Genomic DNA, 23,151 nt, shown 5'->3' with positions numbered 1-23,151 from the left:
CTTACACGATCGGGTTGTGGACGGTGACGAGCTTGGATCCGTCCGGGAAGGTGGCTTCCACCTGTATATCCGGGATCATCTCCGGTACGCCCTCCATCACCTGATCGCGCGTCAGGACGTGGCGGCCCGCCTCCATCAGCGTGGCGACGGTTTCGCCGTCGCGTGCGCCTTCCATGATGAAGGCGCTGATCAGCGCGACCGATTCGGGATAATTGAGCTTTACCCCGCGCGCAAGGCGACGTTCGGCAACCAGCGCGGCGGTGAACAGCAACAGCTTGTCTTTTTCTCTAGGGGTCAGTTCCATAGCGTTTCTCTTATGTCTGCCAGATACGCGGCGAACAGGCGGTTTTGGGGGTTAACAGCGGGCGAAGCGACTGCCAGATATCGCGCATCATCCGCTGGCAAATCAGGTTGTCGTGGGAGAGAAAACGCACCGACAGCAGGCCGTCGGTGAGCGTTGCCCCGGCAACGTCTTCTGACGGGGTTAGCTGTTCGCGCACCGTGTCGAGATGTGCTTCCCGGGCCGGATAGAACAGCAGCGTGCCGACCCACGGATGGCCCGCTACGGGCGCGATATCGCCTTCGCTGAGATGCTGGCGTTCAATCAGGCGCGGCTCGCCATCCACCCACACCTCAACGCGGCTCTCCAGCGTGCCGTGGCTGAAGGTTTCGTTTATCACCGGTCGGCCAAGGCAGTACAGCTCCCACGCCAGCAGCGTGCTGGTGGCGTGCAGGTGAAAGACGGAACGCAGCGCGGCGTGCGCACCGGGGAAGATAATGGTGTCCTGCGGCAGCCACTCCAGCGTGGCATCTTCATCGAGATAAAAATGCTGATTGAGAGAGGCCTGCGGACCGCTGCTGCGATAGAACTTACTGGCGCCGGGCATGGTGATAAGCGCGTGGCTTTTGGCGTCGAGCCTCACAGAAATATCCAGCGTATCACCGCCCACAATCCCGCCTGGCGGGTGCAGCAGATAAAGGTGGCAGGTTTCCCCTTCGGGATAAAACGGACGCTGAACGGTGAGCGGCCCGACGTGACGCGCGGAACGGAGGAGGGTTTTCTCAGGGGTATAACAAAACTGGAGGGCCAGCGAGGCCTGCCAGCCTTTGTATGCATTATCAGTGACCTGAGTTGCTAACATGGTGCTTCCATTTCCGCACTATCGGGATACGTTTCAGTATGCCCTGGCGGAAATGAAGGCTGTCATATGAGTCGCTTATGGATAAAAAACCGGCTCATGTGAGCCGGTTTCAGACTGTTGATAAAGTGCATTTTGTAAGTTTCGCCCGGCGGCGCTACGCTTGCACGGGCCTACAAGGGGATGCGCAATTTGTTGATATGGTGGTGTAATGTAGGCCGGGTAAGCGCAGCGCCACCCGGCAAGAAAGGCTAGCGATAATCCTCTGCATCCACATCATACCCCGACGGCTCCCAGCGGATCGCCAGCAGGGACGCCAGTCCGATAAACGGCGCCAGCGCAATCACCCAGAACACGGCGGTATCCAGCGAGGCGACCAGCAGCGGGAAGAGGAACAGCGATAGCGTGGAACTGCTGCGCATCAGCGTCTGGTTTAAGCCGACGCCCACGCCGCGCAGGGAGGTTGGATAGCTCAGAGAGGCAAACGTCATGGTGTGTGCGCCGGGTCCAAAACCCTGACCAAACAGAAACAGCGCCAGCATCGCGACGGCGACCACGCCTTCCGTTGCTCCGTCAGGGCGGCCAATCAGCCCCAGCCCGAGCAGCGCCACAAGCTGGCAGGCATAACCTGCCAGTGACATTCGCCACGCGCCGAAGCGCGGAACATAGCGCACCGCCAGCAGCCCACCGACAAACGCGAAAAGCAGATTAAGCGCGAGGGAGATCAGAATGGTGGTCAGCATCGACTGCACGAAGAAGCTGGAGATGATTACCGGCAGACCAAAGGCCACGGCGTTATAGGCGAACGAGGAGACAACCGACAGCAGCGTGGCGAGCGTGGTGCGCCGCAGATAGATGCCACGGAACAGGTTCAGGTAGTTCGACCATTTAGCCTTATTGACCACCGGCGCGGGCTGGTCGAGCGCATCCTGCGGCACGTGGGCATTAATGTTGTACGACTGCCGTAAAATGGACGCCGCCTCTTTCAGGTTGCCCTGATTCGCCGCCCAGACCGGGGATTCGCTCATGTAGCGGCTGCGGATGGCGATAATCACCAGCGCGGGTACCGCGCCAAAGCCCAGTATCAGACGCCAGAGCCAGTCGCTGTGGCTTTCCGGCAGTACGGCGTAGAAAAAGAGAACCAGAAGGTAAGAGATGCTGATCGCCGCATACCAGGTAGGGCACCACATCGCGACGCTGGAGGCCTTATTCCCCGGGCCTTTCAGCCTGGCAAATTCACTGAGAAACGCCATCGCGACGGGAAGGTCGATCCCCACGCCAAGGCCCATCACAAAGCGCGCACCCGCCAGCACATATTCATTCGGGGCCAGCGCGCAGGCGATAGCGGCGACGACAAAGAATACCATGTCGGCCATAAAGACGCGGTAGCGCCCGATTTTATCCGTGAGATAACCGCCGAGCAGCGCCCCGACAATGGCGCCAAAGGTAATCGCCGAGGCCACCATGCCGGTACCGGCGGGCGTCAGGTTAAATTCGCGGGTGATGTCTTTGATACCAAAGGCCAGTGCACCCAGATCGTAGGCATCGAGGAAAATTCCCCCGAGCGCGATACCGACCACGATGCGGGCATTTGCCCGGCCCTGAGAGCCGTCGTTAACGAGACGTGAAACGTCCGAGGCGCTGCGTACCCATCTGATGTCGCCATCCGGGGTGTTTCCTGCCGTTGGAAGGGGAGTTGCGTCTGTGATTTCTGCCATTTTCTTTTTGTGTAGTGGTGTTGTGTACCTAACAGTTACCACAGGCAGAAGGTGACAAAAATCACATTTGGTTATAAGGCATAACGAACGGTTTACTGAGCGTCTTTCTTCTTACGTTTGAGCTTCGTCCAGATCTTGGTTTCCTGACGACGCCACAGGCGCTGAATGTTGTCATGATGACGCAGCAGGATAAGGCACGAGAGCATCGACACCGGGAAGGTAAATTGCGGTTTGAACCACCAGACATAGAACGGAGCGATCAGCGCGCTGACGATGGCGCCCAGCGACGAATAGCCGCTCAGCAGGATGGTCAGCAGCCAGGTGCCCGCCATCACGCCGGTGAGATCCCAGCCGATAGGCGCAATCGCACCAAACGCGGTGGCAACGCCTTTGCCGCCCTTAAAACCAAAGAAAACGGGCCAGATATGGCCGACGCAGGCAGCGATGGCAATCAGCCCCAGCCAGAAGGGCGTGATGCCCAGCGCATACGCACCCCAGACGGGAAGCATTCCTTTCAGGACATCAAAAATCAAAACCGCTACGGCTGCTCCCTTGCCGCCAATTCGTAGTACATTGGTCGCCCCCGGATTCCCGGAACCACTTTCGCGTGGGTCGGGTAACCCCGCGATGCGGCAGACCAGAATGGCGCTGGAGATTGAGCCGCAAAGGTAGGCGAGGATGATCATTCCAGGCGCGATTGCACTCATAACGCTGTTCCGTTTTGAAAATGTATCTGTATTCTCAGCATCTGTGGATAATACGCATAATTCGCCGGAAGTGGTATCCGGTTTAGCCAAAAAGCAGGCAGGTCGTAATGGATATTGTATTTATAGAGCAACTTTCGGTAATCACCACAATTGGTGTTTACGACTGGGAACAGACCATCGAGCAGAAACTGGTGTTCGATATCGAAATGGGCTGGGATAACCGCAAGTCAGCAAAAAGCGACGATGTGAATGACTGTCTGAGCTACGCCGACATCAGTGAAGCGGTCATCGGCCACGTGGAAGGGCAACGTTTTGCGCTGGTGGAACGCGTGGCGGAAGAGGTGGCGGAACTGCTGCTGAGCAAGTTTAACTCCCCGTGGGTGCGCATCAAGCTGAGCAAGCCGGGCGCGGTGGCGCGCGCCGCCAACGTGGGCGTCATCATTGAGCGTGGCACAAATCTGAAAGGAAAGATTTAACGTCATAATTGCTAAACCATTTTAGGTTATATCGGTCTTAACGCTGTATCTTTCACGGTTGTCCGTGTGGGGCACCGTTTTTTTATATCTTTTTAGGGGTTTATAGATGAGCGATATGCACTCGCTGCTGGTGGCGGCAATACTGGGTGTGGTCGAAGGATTGACGGAGTTTTTGCCGGTGTCCAGTACGGGCCATATGATTATCGTTGGCCATCTGTTGGGCTTTGAAGGCGATACCGCAAAGACGTTTGAGGTGGTGATTCAGCTGGGCTCTATTCTGGCGGTGGTCGTGATGTTCTGGCGTCGTCTGTTTGGTCTGATCGGCATCCATTTCGGGCGTTTGCCGCAGCGTGAAGGAGAGGGCAAAGGGCGCCTGACGCTGATTCATATCCTGCTCGGGATGATCCCGGCAGTGGTGCTGGGGCTGGTGTTCCACGACACCATTAAATCGCTCTTTAACCCGATTAACGTGATGTACGCGCTGGTCGTCGGCGGCTTCCTGCTGATTGCCGCAGAAGTGCTGAAGCCCAAAACCCCGCGTGCGGAAGGTCTGGACGATATGACCTATCGCCAGGCGTTTATCATTGGCTGCTTCCAGTGTCTGGCGCTGTGGCCGGGCTTCTCCCGTTCAGGAGCAACCATTTCCGGCGGGATGCTGATGGGCGTGAGCCGTTACGCCGCGTCTGAATTCTCATTCCTGCTGGCGGTGCCGATGATGATGGGCGCCACCGCGCTGGACCTCTACAAAAGCATCGGCTTCCTGACCGTGGGCGACATTCCGATGTTCGCCGTAGGCTTTATCACCGCCTTTATCGTGGCGCTGATTGCCATCAAAACCTTCCTGCAACTGATTAAGCGTATCTCGTTTATTCCGTTCGCGATCTACCGCTTTATCGTCGCGGCTGCCGTGTACGTGGTCTTCTTCTGATGACCAACCGCCCTCAGTCTTTCGGCTGAGGGCAACGTTTTTCCTTCCACGCCGCTACCGCATCAATCCGCCGTTTCGTCAACTCTTCGCGGATCGCCGGGCCTTTAAACCCAGCCTCCACCACCTCTTTCGTTGGCACCGCTTTTGCGACTTCCCACGCTTCGCGCAGCAAACGCCCCTGCGGGTAATCAGATGCTTCAAACCCGGTGCGGCCGCGCACGTCCGCTTCGCTGGTCAGCGCAATCTGCTCCACGCGCTGCGGCTTGCGCCAGGCGTCGATATTGTCGAACAGCTTAACGATAGTGGCGGGTTTGAGGATCGGGAAAGTGTGGATCAGGTCGTGAAATTCAGCGACCAGCTTTGCCAGGTCGCGAATGTCATTCGGCACGCGCAGGCGCTGGCACAGCCCGTCAACCAGCTTCACCCCAGCCGGGCCATGCCCGTGATGACGCGGCCAGAGTGCTTTAGGTGTTAATCCTTTACCGAGATCGTGACACAGGGTAGAGAAGCGCACGTCCACCTCAGGGCTGAGCATGGCAGCCATGCTCAGCGTCATCAGGGTGTGAATGCCGGTATCAATTTCCGGGTGCCATTTCGCCGGGGCGGGCACGCCAAACAGCGCGTCTATTTCCGGGAACAGCACCTTCAGCGCCCCGCAGTCGCGCAGAACCTGGAAAAAGACCTGCGGGTTGCGGGTGGTCAGGGCGTTTTCGGTCTCTTTCCAGACGCGTTCTGGCGTCAGGTGTTCCAGCTCGCCCGCCTCGGTCATGGCCGTCATCAGCGCCATCGTCTCGTCGGCGATACGGAAGCTGAGATGGGCATAACGGGCGGCAAAACGCGCCACGCGCAGCACGCGAAGCGGATCTTCAGAAAAGGCGGGGGAAATATGGCGTAAAAGACGATCGCGCAGATCGTTCTGCCCGCCGTAGGCGTCGATGATATGGCCGTTTTCGTCCTGAGCCAGGGCGTTAATGGTGAGATCGCGGCGCAGCAGATCCTGCTCCAGCGTCACATCCGGTGCGGCGTAACAGGTGAAGCCGGTATAACCGGAACCGGATTTCCGTTCGGTACGCGCCAGGGCGTACTCTTCCCGGCTTTGCGGATGGAGGAACACGGGAAAATCGCGGCCTACCTGCTGGTAGCCCGCGTCAATCATCGCTTCGGGCGTGGCGCCAACCACGACCCAGTCTTTATCTTTGACCGGCAGACCTAACAACGCATCACGTACCGCACCACCGACCAGATAACTCTTCACGCCTTACACTCCCGTTTTCTCTTTTCGCAAGATGATACGTAAGTGTGGCAGAGAAGACGAGTTAGTTCATCCAGCGGTCTTTACGCTTGCGGCTTGGAATGAGGTGAGGAAGCACCAGGCCCAGCACCAGGCCGACGCCCAGCACGCCGCCGCCATACATAAACCACTGCATGATGATGGTACGCTGTTTATCATCCAGCTGAAGGTTAGCGGCGTTTACTTTCTTCTGCGCGACGATCAGCTCGTTTTTCAGCTTCTGGTTTTCGTCTTTCAGACCGGCGATCACGCTGTCGCTTTGAGCGACTTTCTGCTGCATCTCTGCGGTGCGCTGGTTCCAGGTGCCGTCAATGTTGTTCAGCTTATCGGTCAGGGTTTTCACCTGATTTTCCAGATCCGGCACGCGGGTGCGCAGGCTTGGCACCGTGCTCAGCTCTTTCAGTGGGATCCACGAGGTGCGGCCGGAGCTGTCACGAACCTGACCATAATTGGTGTCTGCGTTAGTTTGCAGCAGAGTCACTTCCTCGCCGGCATTTACCGTGCCCACGAGGCGATAATTGTCTCCAGGGCCGCTGCGTACCCAGGTGTTCAGTTCATCAGAAACGTAACGTTTCTCTTCAGCGTGGACCGCCGTTGCGGCGCTAAAAGCGAGTAAAGTAAGTCCAATCAGGCGTAATTTAAGCATATCAGTCGTTATTTTCATAAAAAGTGGAACGATAGTAGTGGTATCAGTGTCGCTACGCAAAGGATTCATCATCAATCGGAATCATCTGTGTCATGATTTCCACCGCTTTAAACTTTTACGCCCGTCAAATTGCTCATTGCGTGGCAATTTGGCGCAAAATACTATGTACTGACAAACAAATGGCGAGGAAGTTCGCCTTCATCGACGCGTCTGTGACGCACGCAAAAGTACAAGGCTATGGCACAAGAGATTGAATTAAAGTTTATCGTCGAAAAAGACAGCGCTGACGCGCTCCGCCAGCATCTGAAAACGCTGTCCGGCGAGCACCATGAACCCGTACAGCTGCTCAACATCTATTACGAAACGCCGGACAACTGGCTGCGCAACCACGATATGGGCCTGCGCATCCGCGGTGCGAACGGGCGTTACGAGATGACGATGAAAATCGCCGGTCGCGTGGTCGGCGGTTTGCACCAGCGTCCGGAATACAATATCGACATCAGTAAGCCAGAACTTGAGCTGGATCGTTTTCCGGCGGAAGTCTGGCCTGAAGGGACGCTGCCCGCAACGCTGTCGGCAGAGGCAAAACCGCTGTTCAGCACCGATTTCTGGCGCGAGAAATGGCTGGTGACGGAAGGCAAGAGCCGCATTGAAATCGCGTTTGATCGGGGTGAGATTAAGGCGGGTGAAGAGCAGGAGCCGATCTGCGAGCTGGAACTTGAACTGCTGGAAGGCGAGGCGAGCGATGTGCTGAAGCTGGCGCGCAAGCTGGTGAACCAGCCAGGCCTGCGTCAGGGCAGCCTGAGTAAAGCGGCGCGCGGCTATCACCTGGCCGCCGGGAATGCGCCGCGCGTGCTGCGGGAAACCCCGATTCTGCGCGTTGTGCCGAAAGCCAGCGTTGAGCAGGGCATGGAGGCGGCGCTGGAGCTGGCGCTCTCTCAGTGGCAGTACCACGAAGAGCTGTGGGCGCGTAACGTGAAAAACGCCAAAAAACAGGTGCTTGCTGCCATGGGGCTGGTGCGTCATACCCTGGCGCTGTTCGGCGGTATCGTCCCGCGTAAAGCGAGCGCTCACTTACGTGATTTGCTCACCCAAACCGAAACGCTGATGCTTTCCGACGTGTCGGCGCAAACGGCAATCTACAGCCCGCAAAACGCCAGCGCGAAACTGGCGCTGACCGAGTTTCTGGTGACCCGCGGCTGGCGCACATTCCTGGATGCGAAAGGCCAGACCAAAATCGCGGAGAACTTCAAACGCTTCGCGGATATCCATCTGTCCCGTCACGCCGCCGAGCTGAGAACCACCTTCGCGCATCCGCTGGGCGACCAGTATGGCGACCAGCTTCCCCGTCTGGCGCGTAACATCGACTGCATGCTGCTGCTGTCCGGTGCGTATGAGGGCGTGAAGGCGCAGGCCTGGCTGGAGAACTGGCAGGGGCTTCAGCATGCCATCGAGACCCGTCAGCAGATTGAGATCGAGCATTTCCGCAACGAGGCCATTTCGCAGGATCCGTACTGGCTGCACAGCGGAAAACGTTAACTCTGGCAAGGAACCCCTGATATGCCGCTTTCTTCGCAGTTACAGCAGCACTGGCAGACCGTTTGCGAACGTCTGCCCGAGTCGTTACCCGCGTCATCGTTAAGCGAGCAGGCGAAAAGCGTGCTCACGTTCAGTGATTTTGTGCAGGAGAGCATCAGCGCCAACCCGGACTGGCTGGCAGAGCTGGAAAGCGCGCCGCCGCAGGCTGACGAGTGGCGGCATTATGCTGGCTGGCTGCAAACCGCGCTGGAAGGGGTAGCGGATGAAGCCACGCTGATGCGCGTTCTGCGCCAGTTCCGCCGCCGGGTGATGGTACGCATTGCCTGGGCGCAGGCGCTGGCGTTGGTGAGCGAAGAGAGCACCTTGCAGCAGCTGAGCGAGCTGGCGCAGACGCTGATTGTTGCCGCGCGGGACTGGCTCTACGCCGCCTGCTGTAAGGAGTGGGGCACGCCGTGCAGCGAAGACGGGGTTCCGCAGCCGCTGTTGATTCTGGGGATGGGCAAGCTGGGCGGCTGCGAGCTGAACTTCTCCTCGGACATTGACCTGATTTTTGCCTGGCCGGAGAACGGCTCCACGCGCGGCGGTCGTCGCGAGCTGGATAACGCCCAGTTCTTTACCCGCCTGGGCCAGCGGCTGATTAAGGCGCTGGATCAGCCCACGCAGGACGGTTTTGTCTACCGCGTGGACATGCGCCTGCGTCCGTTTGGCGACAGCGGTCCGCTGGTGCTGAGCTTTGCTGCGCTTGAGGATTATTACCAGGAGCAGGGACGCGACTGGGAGCGTTACGCGATGGTCAAAGCGCGGATCATGGGCGACGGCGAAGACGCCTACGCCAACGAGCTGCGCGCCATGCTGCGCCCGTTTGTTTTCCGCCGCTACATCGACTTCAGCGTGATCCAGTCCCTGCGCAATATGAAAGGGATGATCGCCCGCGAGGTGCGCCGGCGCGGCCTGAAAGACAACATCAAGCTCGGCGCGGGCGGTATACGTGAAATCGAATTTATCGTGCAGGTCTTCCAGCTGATTCGCGGCGGGCGTGAGCCCTCGTTGCAGTCCCGCTCGCTGCTGCCGACGCTGAGCGCAATCGATCGGCTGCATCTTCTGCCGGAAGGCGACGCGCAAACGCTGCGGGAGGCCTATCTCTTCCTGCGCCGTCTGGAAAATCTGCTGCAAAGCATTAACGACGAACAGACCCAGACGCTGCCCGGCGACGAACTGAACCGGGCGCGTCTGGCCTGGGGCATGCGGGTGGATGACTGGGCGGCGCTGACGGCACGGCTGGAAGCCCATATGGCGGGCGTGCGCCGCATCTTTAACGATCTGATTGGTGACGACGAAAGTGAATCGCAGGACGATGCGCTCTCCGAGCACTGGCGCGAACTGTGGCAGGACGCGCTCCAGGAAGATGACACTACGCCGGTGCTGGCACACTTAAGCGACGACGCCCGCCATCGCGTGGTGGCGTTGATTGCCGATTTCCGCCTTGAGCTGAACAAGCGCGCCATTGGCCCGCGCGGTCGGCAGGTGCTGGATCATCTGATGCCGCATCTGCTGAGCGACGTCTGCTCCCGCGAGGATGCGCCGGTGCCGCTGTCGCGCATGATGCCGCTGCTGAGCGGGATCGTCACGCGTACCACCTACCTGGAACTGCTGAGCGAGTTTCCCGGCGCGCTGAAGCACCTGATTTCCCTCTGCGCCGCCTCGCCGATGGTCGCCAACAAGCTGGCGCGTTATCCGTTGCTGCTGGACGAGCTGCTCGATCCGAATACGCTCTATCAGCCGACGGCGACGGACGCCTACCGCGACGAGCTGCGCCAGTATCTGCTGCGCGTGCCGGAAGAGGACGAAGAGCAGCAGCTGGAGGCGCTGCGTCAGTTTAAGCAGGCGCAGATGCTGCGCGTGGCGGCGGCGGATATCGCCGGTACGCTGCCGGTAATGAAAGTGAGCGATCACTTAACCTGGCTGGCGGAGGCGATCATCGATGCGGTAGTCCACCAGGCGTGGGTGCAGATGGTGGCCCGCTACGGCCAGCCGACGCACCTTGCCGACCGCGAAGGCCGTGGATTTGCGGTGGTGGGTTACGGCAAGCTGGGCGGCTGGGAGCTGGGCTACAGCTCCGATCTGGATCTGATTTTCCTGCACGACTGCCCGGTTGACGTGATGACCGACGGCGAACGTGAAATCGACGGGCGGCAGTTCTACCTTCGCCTGGCCCAGCGCATCATGCACCTGTTCAGCACCCGCACTTCGTCGGGCATTCTGTACGAGGTGGATGCGCGCCTGCGCCCGTCCGGCGCGGCAGGCATGCTGGTCACCTCGACGGACGCTTTTGCTGACTATCAGAAGAATGAAGCCTGGACGTGGGAACATCAGGCGCTGGTGCGCGCCCGCGTGGTGTACGGCGATCCGCAGCTCAAAACGCAGTTCGATGCGATCCGCAAGTCAGTGATGACGACCCCGCGTGAGGGCAGCAACCTGCAAACTGAAGTGCGCGAAATGCGTGAGAAAATGCGCGCGCATTTGGGCAACAAACATCGCGATCGCTTTGATATCAAAGCCGACGAGGGCGGAATTACCGATATTGAGTTCATCACCCAGTATCTGGTGCTGCTGCACGCGCACGACAAGCCGAAGCTGACCCGCTGGTCCGATAACGTGCGCATTCTGGAACTGCTGGCACAGAACGACATTATGGACGAGCAGGAGGCGCAGGCCTTAACCCGCGCCTACACCACGCTGCGTGATGAGCTGCACCACCTGGCGTTGCAGGAACAGCCGGGCCATGTGGCGCTGGACTGTTTCACCGATGAACGCGCGCAGGTGACCACAAGCTGGCAGAAGTGGCTGGTGGAACCGTGCGTATCAAAACAAGTGTGATATTATCGCGCGCAAATTGTGAATCTTTCTGGAGTCAGGAATGAAAGTAACACTGCCAGAGTTTGAACGTGCTGGAGTTATGGTTGTCGGTGATGTGATGCTGGATCGCTACTGGTATGGGCCGACCAGCCGTATCTCTCCGGAAGCGCCGGTGCCGGTGGTTAAGGTCGACACCATTGAAGAGCGTCCAGGCGGCGCGGCAAACGTGGCGATGAACATCGCCTCGCTGGGCGCGCATTCGCGTCTGGTGGGCCTGACCGGCATTGACGATGCGGCGCGTGCGCTGAGTCAGTCGCTGGCGGACGTGAACGTGAAGTGCGACTTCGTTTCTGTTCCGACACACCCAACCATCACCAAGCTGCGCGTGCTGTCGCGTAACCAGCAGCTGATCCGCCTCGATTTTGAAGAAGGGTTCGAAGGCGTTGATCCTGAGCCGCTGCACGAGCGCATCAGCCAGGCGCTGGGCAATATCGGCGCGCTGGTGCTGTCTGATTATGCCAAAGGTGCGCTGGCGAGCGTGCAGACCATGATCCAGCTGGCGCGTAAAGCCAGCGTACCGGTGCTGATCGACCCGAAAGGCACCGATTTTGAGCGCTATCGCGGCGCAACCCTGCTAACGCCAAACCTTTCTGAGTTCGAAGCGGTGGCGGGCAAGTGCAAAACGGAAGAAGAGCTGGTTGAGCGCGGCATGAAAATCATCGCTGATTTCGAGCTGTCTGCGCTGCTGGTCACCCGTTCCGAACAGGGCATGACGCTGCTGCAACCGGGCAAGGCACCGCTGCATATGCCAACCCAGGCGCAGGAAGTTTACGACGTGACCGGTGCCGGTGATACGGTGATCGGCGTGCTGGCGGCGACGCTGGCGGCGGGTAACTCCCTGGAAGAGGCGTGCTACTTCGCGAACGCCGCGGCGGGCGTGGTTGTCGGTAAACTCGGGACCTCCACCGTTTCGCCAATCGAGCTGGAAAACGCGGTGCGCGGGCGTGCGGATACCGGCTTTGGCGTCATGACCGAAGACGAGCTGAAGGTGGCCGTTGCCGCCGCGCGCAAACGCGGTGAAAAAGTGGTGATGACCAACGGCGTGTTCGACATCCTGCATGCGGGTCATGTTTCGTATCTGGCGAATGCCCGCAAGCTGGGCGATCGCCTGATTGTGGCGGTCAACAGCGATGCGTCGACCAAACGTCTGAAAGGCGAAACGCGCCCGGTGAACCCGCTGGAGCAGCGCATGATCGTGCTCGGCGCGCTGGAAGCGGTGGACTGGGTGGTGTCGTTTGAAGAAGATACCCCGCAGCGCCTGATTGCCGGGATCCTGCCTGACCTGCTGGTGAAGGGCGGCGATTACAAGCCAGAGCAAATCGCGGGTAGCGAAGAGGTCTGGGCGAATGGCGGTGAAGTGATGGTGCTCAACTTTGAGGACGGGTGCTCAACCACCAACATCATCAGGAAGATCCAGAAAGACAGTCAGTAAAAAAACGGGCCAGCTGGCCCGTTTTTTTATGTCGGGTGGCGGCTGCGCCTTACCCGACCTACGCGTTCATCCAGGCCCGGTAAGGCAGAGCCGCCACCGGGCACAACAGGCCGCACTTACTCCTGGTCATCCACCGGCGGAATGGCCGGAGCCGGCTTCACTTCTTCCGGCGCATTACGGTTTTCCAGATCGCTCAGACGCTGTTCCAGCAGCGCCAGCTTCTCGCGAGTGCGCAGCAGAACCTGGGTCTGCACGTCAAACTCTTCGCGGCTGACTAAATCAAGGCGAACCAACTGTGCCTGCAACGTCTGGCGGATTTTCTTCTCAACGTCATCACCAAACTCACGAATGCCTTTCGGCATGGACTCATGAACCTGACGCGCGATCTGCTCAATTTTCTTTGGGTCAATCATTGTCGTTTCCCTTGATGAAAAGGTGTTAGTGCCTATTGTAGCGCGTCATGCCGCGGGTTAAACAAAATTGTTTGAAGCTTATGCATTGCCCAGGGTAATCAATAGCGTTATAGTTATCTCGCTTATTCTCAGGGCGGGGCGAAATTCCCCACCGGCGGTAAATCAGCTTAGCGCTGAAAGCCCGCGAGCGCTTTGGGTGAATTCTCAAAGGTCAGCAGATCCGGTGTAATTCCGGGGCCGACGGTTAGAGTCCGGATGGGAGAGAGTAACGATCAAGTCGGGCGAGGCCCGCTCACGTTATTTTTTTGCCGCTTGTACGGCGCTCCTAAGACTGCCCTGATTCTGGTAACCATAAAGTTAATGAGGTTTTTTTACCATGAATCAGACGCTACTTTCCTCTTTTGGCACTTCAACTCAACGTGTTGAACATGCACTGGATGCACTGCGCGAAGGCCGCGGCGTGATGGTGCTGGACAACGAAAATCGTGAAAACGAAGGCGACATGATTTTCGCCGCCGAAAACATGACCGTTGAGCAGATGGCGCTGACCATTCGTCACGGCAGCGGCATCGTATGCCTGTGTATTACTGAAGACCGTCGCCAGCAGCTTGAGCTGCCGATGATGGTTGAAAACAACACCAGCGCCTTCGGGACCGGTTTTACCGTGACCATTGAAGCGGCGCATGGCGTAACCACTGGCGTGTCGGCGGCTGACCGCCTGACTACCGTCCGTGCAGCCATTGCCGATGGCGCGAAACCTTCCGATCTGCACCGTCCTGGCCACGTCTTCCCGCTGCGCGCGCAGCCGGGCGGCGTGCTGACCCGTGGTGGTCATACCGAAGCGACCATCGATCTGGTGACGCTGGCTGGCTTCAAGCCTGCGGGCGTCCTGTGCGAGCTGACCAACGATGACGGCACCATGGCGCGCGCGCCGGAGTGCATCACCTTTGCCCGTCTGCACAACATGCCGGTGGTGACGATTGACGATCTGGTGGAGTACCGCCATGCGCATGAGCGCAAGGCCAGCTGAACGCGCTGACGTGAAAAAGCCGGGGAAACCCGGCTTTTTTGTTGCTAGTGGTAGTTAATTTTGAACAGTACCACGGTTTCAAACGGCCCGGACCGGATCGCTTTTCCCTCCACCGGTGACAGCTCTGCGGTGTAGTTTTGCTCATACTGCAACGTGCTGCCCGTAAAATCCGCATACTCTTTATACTGGTTAAACGTATAGGGCTCCGTCCCGTTCAGAATACGCAGCTTTAAGCCGTTGCCAATCAGCAGCGCGGTATCGTCCGCGGTGAGCGTGTCGGTAGTGTAAAACGACGAATCCATCTTAAATCCGTCGGAGCACTGGGCGTCCTGAACCTTCGTGGTCCTGACCGAAAAGGTCCGCTTGCGCGTTTGCTGATTCACAATATCGCGGGCGCTAAAGGTGCCGAAATCAATTTCCTGATTTTCCGGGAAAATGCTGAAGGTTGCCCCGCAGTCCAGTACCGTAATGTTTTGCAGACCGTTGATGTGGTACTTAAGGTTCTTCGCGTCAACCATCTGGTTCACCCCGCCCTTGCCGTCAAACTGCACCACGATGTAATCGCTCAGCGAGCTGACGTAGCCGTGGGGCGGAACGGCCTTGATTTTGACGAACAGACGCAGGCGGGCGATAAACGTGCGCGAGGTGTGGATATCGTCCGGGTTACCGGAGCAGATGCGGTTTTCCCAGCCCATCTGGCGTATCTGTGAAGGGGTGTAGATCGTGATGTTGTTGTTATCCAGGCACTGATGCGTATCAACGCCGTTGGACTGGCCTGTCGCATCGTAATCCATCCCTTCATACGTGACGCCGAGCTCATAGTAAGGATCGGTTGCGGAGGGGTACGGGTTGACCCAGGCATACACATCTTCTGGCTCAAACCCGCTGGTGACGTTGTGATCGCACGTCACCGGAATTTTAATGTCGTTCGATTCCCAGATTTTTTGCCCAACCTGCGCGTTGCTGGGGATAGCAAAAGGCGAGATCGTTTTTGTCTCCTCGACGGGCCCGCCCGAGCCGCCCAGATAGCAGTTAAGCGCCAGCGCCTCTTTCAGCGGCAAAAACGCCAGCAGAAGCAGCATGAGGTTAATGAGCTTTCGCATCTGGGCTGACCTTCCGTTCGGTGAGCTTGCAGTAAGCCTTTCCCGCGCATTGCGCATCCACTTTCCTGAGCGCGCCGTAATCGTCGATATACCCGATGCTGTAATAGCTGCCGTGATAATCCCCGGTGGAGGTGGTTTCCGTGGCAAAAGGCGCAATCATCAGGCTGTCAAAGCCCGGCAGCATGGTTTTGGCGTTTTTGCTCAGCCACGCCAGCGTGATGTAGTAGGGCGTCGGGTTATGCACCGTCAGGCCTTTCGCGCTGGCGGTAATTTCCATCCGCATTTCCGTCATCTCCCCCGGTTTTTTGGCGATCGCCTTTGGACGCCAGAAGAGTTTGATTCGGCTCTGCATCGCCACCTGCATCACGCTGCGCTCCTCGCTTGCGCTGCTGCTTTTAGGCGGCACTTCGCGCAGGTTGAAGTAAAACAGGGACTCCCGGTCTTTAGGCAGCTGACCGGTCGCGGCTTGTTTCACAATTCTCACCTGGGATGAGGAGCCTGCCTCAATGCGCTGAATGGGCGGAAGCGCCATAAAGTGCGCGTCTTCTTTGCGTCCTTTTTCATCTTCAATCCAGGAAAGCGCCAGGTAAGGCAGCGCCTTGCTCTGGTTGTCCACTTTCAGGCTGCTGGCCTTATCGCTTTCGGGAAAGACAATGCGCGTGCGGTCCAGGTTAATGGCGGCGTGAGTGGTAAATGCTGCGCTGAAGAGCATCAGACACAGGCTTTTAAGCGGGGTTAATTTCATCATGATTTCTTACTGACAAGGCAGTATCAGCTGCATACTGTTTTCTAAGTGAGAAGGTAGCGAGAAGCGACACTGCTGATTGTCGCCCCACGTCACCCGAAACTGTTGTTCTGGCTCAACCGCGCCCAGCCAGACGTGGCCTTCATCGGCGACCATCCCAACCTGCAAATCGCTCTCCTTAAGTCGAACGATCGCCCCCAGCGGCGGCGTACCTGACGGCGTTCGTAAAATGCCCGCGATGTCCTTACCCGCCCGCGTGGCAATCTGACGGTATCCAATGGCGCCCTCGGTCCAGGTGGAGGTGACGACGCGGTTGTCCACATCCACGCCATCCGGGAGGTTGTTCATATTGACCTGCACGCTGGAGGGCGTATAGCTGGAGAATGACGGCAAAACGCCAATGCCAAACCGGTTGGTCTCATCCCGCGACATGTTCAGCGGGATACTGCCCACGCCGTCGGTGCTTACCATCACGCGCGGCTCATTGCCGTAGCTGCGTCGGTGCAGGGCGGCACCTTTCGCCGTTGAGGTGAACGATCCGTTCCAGCTTGCGCTGAGGGATGTGTATTCATCGGCCTTATAGCTGCCGGATAGATTCAGATCGCCAAAGGTCGAATAATGCTGATAATTTCCGCTGACCTGCGCGCCGGCGTCCGGCTTTTCACTTTCCGCACCTGCGGAAACGCCCCATGTATTATTGCGGTCCGAGGTGTCATACCACGACACGTTATGGCTGAGCGTGTCGCTGTTGCGCAGGTCATAGTTCAGGCGATGGTCGGGATCGAGCGGTACGCTGAGCGAGAGGTAAAACTGGGTGTCGTCGTTCTCGTCTTCATCTTCGTAATGCGTTTTACTCCAGGACACGCTCACGCCCAGGTTTTTCCAGCGGCCCACGTCAAAGTTGTAGCCCGCCGTGATGCTGCCCGTTGTGGAGGGCGCGTCGTTCCACCAGGTCTGGCGCAGCATGTTCACATACAAATTCAGCGATAATGCCGAAATATACTGGCTTGCCGTGACGCTGAGCGTCTGTTTTTCGGTCTGGCGTTCACTGTCGTCATAATCAAGATAACGGGCGTAGCTCAAAAACTGCGGGTCCGAGTAGCGATAGCTGGCAAGCGTGAGCTGGCTGCCGGTCGTATCGAAACGCTTACTGTAGTTAACGCGGTAGCTGTAGCCTGTCTGGCTGCTTTGGCCGGGTAGCTGGCTGGTGGACTGCGTAACGTCAAACGAGAGCGCGCCGAGGTACGCCATGTTCTGGCCTATCCCGGCGGCAACGGAGCGATAATGGTCGCCATCAGCCAGCGTGCCGCCGTACAGGGAAGTTTGTGACAGTACGCCCCAGGAAAACTCACCGCTCATGAAGCCGTTATCTTCAACGTCGTGAGAGGCGTCCTTGCGCGCCTTCCCGGCCGCGAGCTTGTAGCGTAGCTGGCCCTTGCGCGTTAAGAAGGGGACGGATTCGGCAGAAACCTGGAAGGTGCTCACGCGCCCGTCCTCCTCCGTCACCTTAACGTCCAGCGTACCCTGAACCGACTGATTTAGATCCTGAATAACAAAGGGGCCAGGCGGCACTTTACTCTGGTAAATCACGCGGTCGGCAAGGCTAACGGTCACCGTGGCGTTGGTCTGGGCAATGCCGGTAATTTGCGGGGCATAGCCGCGTAGCGACCACGGCAGCATGCGCTCGTCGCTGATCAGCGAGGCGCCGGTATAGGTGAAGGCGTCGAAAATCGCGGACTGGAAATCCGTTTCCCCGAGCGTCAGCTTTGCGCCGAGCGAGGGCAGGGGGCGGAACATATAGACGCGAGAAAAACGGCCGTCGTGCTCCGAGCCCGCTTCGGTATGGCTTTGCGTGTACTGGAAATCACTGCGCAGCCGCCACGCCCCCATGTTCGCACCGGCGGTGCCGTAGGTATTGGCGTTGTCATTGCTGCTGCCGCTATCGGGCTGATAATGGCTGGCGAAAAGATTGTAATCCAGCAGCACGCCCGGTACGCCGTTATCCCAGGTGGCCGGGGGCATCCAGTCGGCTGCGCGATACTGCAACCACGCCTGAGGGATCGTCACTTTCAGCGTCTGGCTGGCCTGCTCAAAGTTGAATTTGATGTCTGGCCTGGCGGTGAAGTCAATGCATCCCTCTTTTTCCGGTAACGCCTGACGAACGTTATCCTGCAACGCAAACGTATCGGCCAGCTCGGGAGGAATACAGACCTGAACCGCATCGTTTATTTCCCGCCAGTTTAGCTGCCAGCCATTGGCCAGCGGAATATCATTAATTGAAACCGTGACGAAATAACGCCCCGGGATAACGGATATTTGATCTTTAAAAAGCGACAAATCAACGCCGCCGCGCTGATCTTTATCGATGGCATTAATGTTGAATTCGGTGGCAGAGGCGACTTTCGTCATTAACAGGGACGTAATGATGAGTAACCATTGTAATTTATATGTCATCATCCTGTTACTCGAAGAATAATATTTCGTGCCGACTGGCATAAAATGCCAGTCGGTTTATACCGTGATGCAACGTTTTTATTTGTACATCAGGACATAGTTAGCGGTAGCTTCCACCTGGCCTGCTGTCGCGGTTTTACCTGCCGCGACTTCCATAAGCGCTTTAAAATGCAGCGTCTGCGTGGTTGAACCTGGCAGCAGGTCAATCTCGTTAGCTTGTCCCAGCGTAATATTAGACTCCGCGTTATCCATCAAACGCACACCCACGTTCTGAGCACCGCTGGCATAGGTGTTGCTCATCAGGCTGGTATCCGTCGCGTCCGTTGCTGCGCTGGTGAAGGTGACATCGACTTTGGTAATTGGCGTGTCGGTCTCGTCTGCCGGATCGTCAAGCTGGCAGTTTTCCAGATTAATATCGACCGGAACAGGCGTTGATTTTTTGTTGGCATTGATAACGGCGGTGGTGACTTCACCCAGGTCAACTTCTTTATCAACGCTGTCTGGTGCAATGCTGCACGGCGCATCGATGACCACACCTTTGAATTTGATTTTGCCTGAACCCTGTTCTTCAGCAAAAGCAGAACCCGAAACAATGGCAGCCATCGCAACCGCTAACAGTACTTTTTTACCCATATACATGAAAATATCCTTTTTCAATTGAATTCATAATCTGAATATTAATTTTCAGAATACTCGCAAAGTATAACGGGATGAGGGAGGCGTTTGCGATTAATGAGACTTAAAGATATTTTTAGATGAGGTTAATATATAATTTATTACTATCGTAACCGGTTAATATTTCATGCAGCAGCGGCTTTTTAAGCGCAATTTAATTGGGAAATATTGCGCTTAAAAATATCCATAAAAATTCTTGATTTTCCAATTGTAAATACAGAGTCGCAGACAGTGTAAAATGCAACGGCTGCGCCGGGGCGCATCAAAGAATTGCCCTCATTGATGAGGGCATCCGAGTCAGCCTATACCTGCCGTTTGCAGCAGAACCAGGCTGAGCCCCATCACCGACATGCCGCACAGCACGCCGTAGCTGGGATTATTGTTAGGGTCGATCTCTTTCGCCAGCGGCATCAGCTCATCGACAGAGAGCGCGACCATGATCCCGGCCACCGCCGCCATGATGGCAGCCATCACCACAGGCGAAACGAGGCTGCCGAGGATCAGCCACGCCAGTACGCCGCCGAGAATTTCAGCCAGGCCGGAAACCCCAGCCCAGAGCACGGCAGTCCGTTTTGAACCGGTGGCCGCGTAGACCGGGCCGGCAACGGCAAGTCCTTCAGGAATATTGTGTAAGGCTACCGCCAGCGCCACGCCAAACCCCATTTCCAGATTGCTGCTGGCCGTGACGTAGGTGGCAACGCCTTCCGGAAAGTTATGCAGGCTGATGCCGAGCGTCAGCAGGATGGCCGTGCGCTTGATGTTGCCCGGAAGGGGAGCCGCGCGCTTTTGCATCAGATCCTGAGGGTGCGCGTGGGGCAGCATGCGGTCGAGCGCAAAGTAGCCCAGCAGGCCGACGATGAACATGCCGTAGCCCAGCACTGGCGACATTCCCTCGGTATGAAGGGCTGCGGGCAGCATCTCCATCAGCGAGATAAGCAGCATGATCCCGGCAGCGAAACCCAGCGAAAAGGCCAGAAGGCGGTTAGACGGTTTTTGTCCGAGCACGCCGAGGAACGCGCCGATAAAGGTCGCGGCACCCGCAAGTACGGTCAAAATCAAGGGTACTGACATGCACTCTCCTTAAGCTGTATCTGACATTCAAATTTCCTGATGATGATCTTCACGGTTATCTGCGTTCATCTTCACCTGAATGCGCGTAATGTAGAACCATCAAATTGACACCTCCTGTAAGGATATCACCATGTCTTCATCTCGTATGCCAGCACTGTTTTTAGGCCATGGCAGCCCAATGAACGTTCTGGAAGATAACGTCTATACCCGCACCTGGCATCACCTGGGTGAGACGTTGCCGCGGCCGAAGGCGATTGTGGTGGTGTCTGCGCACTGGTTTACCCGTGGTACCGGCGTAACGGCCATGGAAGCGCCGAAAACTATCCATGATTTTGGCGGCTTTCCGCAGGCCCTGTATGACACGCACTATCCTGCGCCCGGCTCCCCTGCGCTGGCGCAGCGGCTGGTGGATCTGCTCGCACCGGTTCCGGTGACGCTGGATAAAGAAGCCTGGGGCTTTGATCATGGCTCCTGGGGCGTCCTGATTAAAATGTATCCCGAGGCCGATATCCCGATGGTGCAGTTGAGCGTAGACAGTACCAAACCAGCGGCCTGGCATATGGAGATGGGCCGCAAGCTGGCAACCCTGCGTGATGAAGGCATCATGCTGGTCGCGAGCGGTAACGTGGTGCATAACCTGCGTACGGCGCGCTGGCACGGGGAGAATACCCCGTATCCCTGGGCGACGTCTTTTAACGACTATGTAAAAGATAACCTCGCCTGGCAGGGGCCGGTTGAACAGCATCCGCTGGTGAACTATCTGGATCACGAAGGCGGTTCGCTCTCTAACCCCACGGCGGATCACTTCCTGCCGCTGCTGTATGTGTTAGGCACGTGGAATGGTCAGGAGGAGATTACCATCCCGGTCGACGGCATTGAGATGGGGAGTTTGAGTATGCTGTCGGTGCAGGTGGGGTAAAAACATGCCGGGTGGCGGCTTCGCCTTACCCGGCCTGTATGTTGAGCGTAGGCCCGGTAAGCGTAGCGCCACCGGGCAAGTTTTATTCAACAAAAATATGCGGATAGAACCGTGACAGATCCTGCGTTATCAGCGCGCGATCTTCGCGAATACCAATCCCGGCAGGTTGATCGTTAATAAGCCAGCTGCCGATCAGCGTATAGCTGTCGCCAAACTTCGGCAGTTGATAAAACTCCTGGACGATCATCCCTTCTTCACCGTACGGCCCTTCAACCGCTTCCAGCGTTTTACCGTTTTCAATAATGGAGACGTTCGCGCCTTCGCGGGAGAAGATCGGCTTAACGACGTATTTCTCCATCGGCGGGAACTCATCTTGGGCAAAGTACGCAGGCAGCAGGTTCGGGTGGTTCGGGAACATCTCCCACAGCATCGGCAGCAGGGCTTTATTGGAAATAATGCTCTTCCAGGCCGGTTCCAGCCAGCGCACGCCGGCGTCTTCCAGTTTGGTCGAGAACATCTCGCGCAGCATGTACTCCCACGGATAGAGCTTGAACAGGTTGCTGATCACCTGATCCTGCATGTCCGTAAACTGACCTTTTTCACCTAAACCGATATCTTCGATATAGAGGAACTCCGTCGCCACTTCCGCTTCGGCTGCGCAGTCCTGCAAATACTGAACCGTACCGCGATCTTCTTCGGTATCGCGGCAGCAGGCGAGGTGCAGCAGGTTGAAACCGTGCTGTTCACGCAGTTCGGCGAAACGCTCAATCAGCTTTTCCTGTAGGCTGTTGAACTGGTCGCTGCCTTCCGGCAGGTTTCCGGCATTCGCCTGATCTTCCAGCCAGATCCACTGGAAGAACGCGGCTTCGTACAGCGAGGTTGGCGTATCCGCGTTGTTTTCTAACAGCTTCGGCTCACCGACGCCGTCCCATGCCAGATCGAGGCGAGAGTAAAGCGAAGGCTGATTCGTTTTCCATGACTGACGGATGAAGCTCCAGGTGTGCTTTGGAATGCGGAATTTGGTCATCAGCGCATCGCTGTCGATGACTTTCCCGACCACCTTCAGGCACATCTGGTGCAGCTCAGCGGTCACCTCTTCAAGCTTTTCAACCTGAGCGAGCGTGAGCTTATAGTAAGCGTCTTCACACCAGTACGGCTCGCCGTACATGGTGTGAAAGTTGAAACCGTATTCGGTGGCTTTTTCGCGCCAGTCCGGGCGCTCGACAATACTGACTCGTTCCATGATCAGCCGCCCATTGAGCGAGTCGAAGAGCCGGCCGCACTACGCTGCATGGTGGTTTGTTTCGCCACAGACTCACCGAAGCCGCCACGGGTGATGGTGCTGGTGGTTGCGGGTTTCGGTGCCATCGCGGTTTTCGGTACGGTCATCGTACGGCCCGGCGTTGCTGCGCCGTAACCCTTGCCGGTGGCATCGGTGTATTTACCGTACGCCGGGCTGTTCGGGTTTTTGGAGCTAAACAGCGGCTGCTGCTGATAGCCCGCACCGCCGCTCATCAGACGGCCCATCATATAACCCGCCATCAGCGGCATCCAGAAGCTGCCGCTGGACTGAGCCTGCGCCTGGTTTTCCGGAGCCATACCCGCCTGAGCCGGCGCCTGCTGGCACTGGCCTTCACCGAATTCAGCGACACAGTCTTCGCGTGAGGCATATTTCGGCGCGGTACGTTCCGCTTCTTTCAGGGCGTTGTTATAGGCCGTTGTACATTCGGCGGCTTTACCGGTGGCAGCCGAACAGTCGTCGGCGTTTTGGTACATCGAGACCGTTTCGTCGCTCTGCTCACAGCCTGCCAGCATAAAGACGGCAGTGACCGCCAGCGCGACAGGTGTCAGGTGGCGCGCGTTCCAGCTTTTGCGGAACGACGCGTGATTCATCGTTTTTGTCCGTTTCATATTTGTCTTCCGGGACCCAGTGGTAATAACGCTCAGGA

General features: G+C 57.5%; 21 protein-coding genes and 1 riboswitch. Of the genes, 7 read left to right on the top strand and 14 right to left on the bottom strand.

Translation table 11 applies throughout. The annotated features are described in order from the left end of the window. Nucleotide 1 precedes the first annotated feature (1 nt). The 4 genes from IM267_RS14160 to plsY form a co-directional block, all read right to left on the bottom strand. The gene (locus IM267_RS14160) at nt 2-304 is read right to left on the bottom strand and encodes an urease subunit gamma (RefSeq protein WP_063438602.1); all 303 of its coding nucleotides are present in this window, start codon (nt 302-304) and stop codon (nt 2-4) included. Nucleotides 305-314: 10 nt separating this feature from the next. Next, nucleotides 315-1,142 (bottom strand): urease accessory protein UreD, encoded by an 828-nt coding sequence (locus IM267_RS14155; RefSeq protein WP_193033625.1) that lies wholly within the window; start codon nt 1,140-1,142, stop codon nt 315-317. Nucleotides 1,143-1,390: 248 nt separating this feature from the next. Beyond that, a complete protein-coding gene (locus IM267_RS14150; RefSeq protein WP_063867694.1) occupies nt 1,391-2,857 on the bottom strand; it encodes an MFS transporter in 1,467 nt (488 codons plus the stop codon). A gap of 92 nt (nt 2,858-2,949) precedes the next feature. After that, entirely contained in the window at nt 2,950-3,564 is a 615-nt protein-coding gene (gene plsY, locus IM267_RS14145; RefSeq protein WP_193033624.1) for a glycerol-3-phosphate 1-O-acyltransferase PlsY, read from the bottom strand. Nucleotides 3,565-3,671: 107 nt separating this feature from the next. Between plsY and folB the strand changes: the two genes are divergently transcribed. Beyond that, complete coding sequence (folB, locus tag IM267_RS14140; protein WP_063451134.1) at nt 3,672-4,040, top strand: bifunctional dihydroneopterin aldolase/7,8-dihydroneopterin epimerase; 369 nt, start codon at nt 3,672-3,674, stop codon at nt 4,038-4,040. Between the two features lie 106 nt (nt 4,041-4,146). Next, complete coding sequence (gene bacA, locus IM267_RS14135; protein ID WP_063867696.1) at nt 4,147-4,968, top strand: undecaprenyl-diphosphate phosphatase; 822 nt, start codon at nt 4,147-4,149, stop codon at nt 4,966-4,968. 13 nt (nt 4,969-4,981) lie between these two features. Here the strand turns inward: bacA and IM267_RS14130 are convergent, their stop codons facing one another. Then, the gene (locus IM267_RS14130; protein ID WP_102751127.1) at nt 4,982-6,223 is read right to left on the bottom strand and encodes a multifunctional CCA addition/repair protein; all 1,242 of its coding nucleotides are present in this window, start codon (nt 6,221-6,223) and stop codon (nt 4,982-4,984) included. Between the two features lie 61 nt (nt 6,224-6,284). Then, nucleotides 6,285-6,905 carry a TIGR04211 family SH3 domain-containing protein gene (locus tag IM267_RS14125; RefSeq protein ID WP_001303390.1) on the bottom strand — a complete coding sequence of 207 codons (621 nt, stop codon included), beginning with the start codon at nt 6,903-6,905 and terminating at the stop codon, nt 6,285-6,287. 237 nt (nt 6,906-7,142) lie between these two features. On the opposite strand from IM267_RS14125, the gene IM267_RS14120 reads away from it, so the two are divergent. The 3 genes from IM267_RS14120 to hldE are packed head-to-tail and all read left to right on the top strand — an operon-like array spanning nt 7,143 to nt 12,792. Beyond that, nucleotides 7,143-8,444: an inorganic triphosphatase gene (locus IM267_RS14120; protein ID WP_193033623.1), complete on the top strand. Its 1,302-nt coding sequence runs from the start codon at nt 7,143-7,145 to the stop codon at nt 8,442-8,444. Nucleotides 8,445-8,465: 21 nt separating this feature from the next. After that, the gene (glnE, locus tag IM267_RS14115; protein ID WP_193033622.1) at nt 8,466-11,321 is read left to right on the top strand and encodes a bifunctional [glutamate--ammonia ligase]-adenylyl-L-tyrosine phosphorylase/[glutamate--ammonia-ligase] adenylyltransferase; all 2,856 of its coding nucleotides are present in this window, start codon (nt 8,466-8,468) and stop codon (nt 11,319-11,321) included. 40 nt (nt 11,322-11,361) lie between these two features. Next, nucleotides 11,362-12,792, top strand: coding sequence for a bifunctional D-glycero-beta-D-manno-heptose-7-phosphate kinase/D-glycero-beta-D-manno-heptose 1-phosphate adenylyltransferase HldE (hldE, locus tag IM267_RS14110; RefSeq protein WP_063867704.1), 1,431 nt, complete (start codon nt 11,362-11,364; stop codon nt 12,790-12,792). A gap of 116 nt (nt 12,793-12,908) precedes the next feature. Here hldE and ubiK read toward each other — a convergent pair whose 3' ends face one another. After that, on the bottom strand, nt 12,909-13,205 hold the full coding sequence (ubiK, locus tag IM267_RS14105; RefSeq protein WP_063451141.1) for a ubiquinone biosynthesis accessory factor UbiK: 297 nt from the start codon (nt 13,203-13,205) through the stop codon (nt 12,909-12,911). 120 nt (nt 13,206-13,325) lie between these two features. Further along, nucleotides 13,326-13,476, top strand: a riboswitch (FMN riboswitch). A gap of 105 nt (nt 13,477-13,581) precedes the next feature. On the opposite strand from ubiK, the gene ribB reads away from it, so the two are divergent. Then, nucleotides 13,582-14,235, top strand: a complete 654-nt coding sequence (gene ribB, locus IM267_RS14100) for a 3,4-dihydroxy-2-butanone-4-phosphate synthase (protein WP_193033621.1) — start codon at nt 13,582-13,584, stop codon at nt 14,233-14,235. A gap of 44 nt (nt 14,236-14,279) precedes the next feature. Here the strand turns inward: ribB and IM267_RS14095 are convergent, their stop codons facing one another. The 5 genes from IM267_RS14095 to zupT all read right to left on the bottom strand — a co-directional run bounded on the left by IM267_RS14095 (nt 14,280) and on the right by zupT (nt 20,283). Continuing rightward, nucleotides 14,280-15,338 (bottom strand): type 1 fimbrial protein, encoded by a 1,059-nt coding sequence (locus IM267_RS14095; RefSeq protein WP_131636410.1) that lies wholly within the window; start codon nt 15,336-15,338, stop codon nt 14,280-14,282. Continuing rightward, a complete protein-coding gene (locus tag IM267_RS14090) occupies nt 15,322-16,083 on the bottom strand; it encodes a molecular chaperone (RefSeq protein WP_193033650.1) in 762 nt (253 codons plus the stop codon). Before IM267_RS14090 ends, IM267_RS14095 begins: the two co-directional genes overlap by 17 nt. Before the next feature lie 9 nt (nt 16,084-16,092). Next, nucleotides 16,093-18,540, bottom strand: coding sequence for a fimbria/pilus outer membrane usher protein (locus tag IM267_RS14085; protein ID WP_193033620.1), 2,448 nt, complete (start codon nt 18,538-18,540; stop codon nt 16,093-16,095). A gap of 75 nt (nt 18,541-18,615) precedes the next feature. Continuing rightward, complete coding sequence (locus IM267_RS14080; protein WP_063867712.1) at nt 18,616-19,176, bottom strand: fimbrial protein; 561 nt, start codon at nt 19,174-19,176, stop codon at nt 18,616-18,618. A gap of 333 nt (nt 19,177-19,509) precedes the next feature. After that, nucleotides 19,510-20,283, bottom strand: a complete 774-nt coding sequence (zupT, locus tag IM267_RS14075; protein ID WP_063867714.1) for a zinc transporter ZupT — start codon at nt 20,281-20,283, stop codon at nt 19,510-19,512. Nucleotides 20,284-20,413: 130 nt separating this feature from the next. Here zupT and ygiD point away from each other — a divergent pair, with 130 nt between their 5' ends. Next, a complete protein-coding gene (ygiD, locus tag IM267_RS14070; protein ID WP_112792135.1) occupies nt 20,414-21,202 on the top strand; it encodes a 4,5-DOPA dioxygenase extradiol in 789 nt (262 codons plus the stop codon). 82 nt (nt 21,203-21,284) lie between these two features. On the opposite strand, the gene IM267_RS14065 is transcribed toward ygiD, so the two are convergent. Further along, the gene (locus IM267_RS14065) at nt 21,285-22,445 is read right to left on the bottom strand and encodes a glutathionylspermidine synthase family protein (protein ID WP_193033619.1); all 1,161 of its coding nucleotides are present in this window, start codon (nt 22,443-22,445) and stop codon (nt 21,285-21,287) included. A gap of 2 nt (nt 22,446-22,447) precedes the next feature. Beyond that, nucleotides 22,448-23,113 (bottom strand): DUF1190 family protein, encoded by a 666-nt coding sequence (locus IM267_RS14060; protein WP_063867719.1) that lies wholly within the window; start codon nt 23,111-23,113, stop codon nt 22,448-22,450. Nucleotides 23,114-23,151 lie beyond the last annotated feature (38 nt).

This window comes from Enterobacter cloacae complex sp. P15RS, from assembly GCF_014895905.1.
Lineage (GTDB): Bacteria > Pseudomonadota > Gammaproteobacteria > Enterobacterales > Enterobacteriaceae > Enterobacter > Enterobacter quasihormaechei.
The sequence above is the reverse complement of the archived record's forward strand: the minus strand, read 5'-3'. Positions and strand labels throughout refer to the sequence as shown.

Excerpts from the sequence above, each read along its gene's own strand:
- IM267_RS14160 (WP_063438602.1), bottom strand. The coding sequence starts at position 304 with ATGGAACTGACCCCTAGAGAAAAAGACAAGCTGTTGCTGTTCACCGCC.
- IM267_RS14155 (WP_193033625.1), bottom strand. The coding sequence starts at position 1,142 with ATGTTAGCAACTCAGGTCACTGATAATGCATACAAAGGCTGGCAGGCC.
- IM267_RS14150 (WP_063867694.1), bottom strand. The coding sequence starts at position 2,857 with ATGGCAGAAATCACAGACGCAACTCCCCTTCCAACGGCAGGAAACACC.
- plsY (WP_193033624.1), bottom strand. The coding sequence starts at position 3,564 with ATGAGTGCAATCGCGCCTGGAATGATCATCCTCGCCTACCTTTGCGGC.
- folB (WP_063451134.1), top strand. The coding sequence starts at position 3,672 with ATGGATATTGTATTTATAGAGCAACTTTCGGTAATCACCACAATTGGT.
- bacA (WP_063867696.1), top strand. The coding sequence starts at position 4,147 with ATGAGCGATATGCACTCGCTGCTGGTGGCGGCAATACTGGGTGTGGTC.
- IM267_RS14125 (WP_001303390.1), bottom strand. The coding sequence starts at position 6,905 with ATGCTTAAATTACGCCTGATTGGACTTACTTTACTCGCTTTTAGCGCC.
- IM267_RS14120 (WP_193033623.1), top strand. The coding sequence starts at position 7,143 with ATGGCACAAGAGATTGAATTAAAGTTTATCGTCGAAAAAGACAGCGCT.
- glnE (WP_193033622.1), top strand. The coding sequence starts at position 8,466 with ATGCCGCTTTCTTCGCAGTTACAGCAGCACTGGCAGACCGTTTGCGAA.
- hldE (WP_063867704.1), top strand. The coding sequence starts at position 11,362 with ATGAAAGTAACACTGCCAGAGTTTGAACGTGCTGGAGTTATGGTTGTC.
- ubiK (WP_063451141.1), bottom strand. The coding sequence starts at position 13,205 with ATGATTGACCCAAAGAAAATTGAGCAGATCGCGCGTCAGGTTCATGAG.
- ribB (WP_193033621.1), top strand. The coding sequence starts at position 13,582 with ATGAATCAGACGCTACTTTCCTCTTTTGGCACTTCAACTCAACGTGTT.
- IM267_RS14095 (WP_131636410.1), bottom strand. The coding sequence starts at position 15,338 with ATGCGAAAGCTCATTAACCTCATGCTGCTTCTGCTGGCGTTTTTGCCG.
- IM267_RS14090 (WP_193033650.1), bottom strand. The coding sequence starts at position 16,083 with ATGAAATTAACCCCGCTTAAAAGCCTGTGTCTGATGCTCTTCAGCGCA.
- IM267_RS14085 (WP_193033620.1), bottom strand. The coding sequence starts at position 18,540 with ATGATGACATATAAATTACAATGGTTACTCATCATTACGTCCCTGTTA.
- IM267_RS14080 (WP_063867712.1), bottom strand. The coding sequence starts at position 19,176 with ATGTATATGGGTAAAAAAGTACTGTTAGCGGTTGCGATGGCTGCCATT.
- zupT (WP_063867714.1), bottom strand. The coding sequence starts at position 20,283 with ATGTCAGTACCCTTGATTTTGACCGTACTTGCGGGTGCCGCGACCTTT.
- ygiD (WP_112792135.1), top strand. The coding sequence starts at position 20,414 with ATGTCTTCATCTCGTATGCCAGCACTGTTTTTAGGCCATGGCAGCCCA.
- IM267_RS14065 (WP_193033619.1), bottom strand. The coding sequence starts at position 22,445 with ATGGAACGAGTCAGTATTGTCGAGCGCCCGGACTGGCGCGAAAAAGCC.
- IM267_RS14060 (WP_063867719.1), bottom strand. The coding sequence starts at position 23,113 with ATGAAACGGACAAAAACGATGAATCACGCGTCGTTCCGCAAAAGCTGG.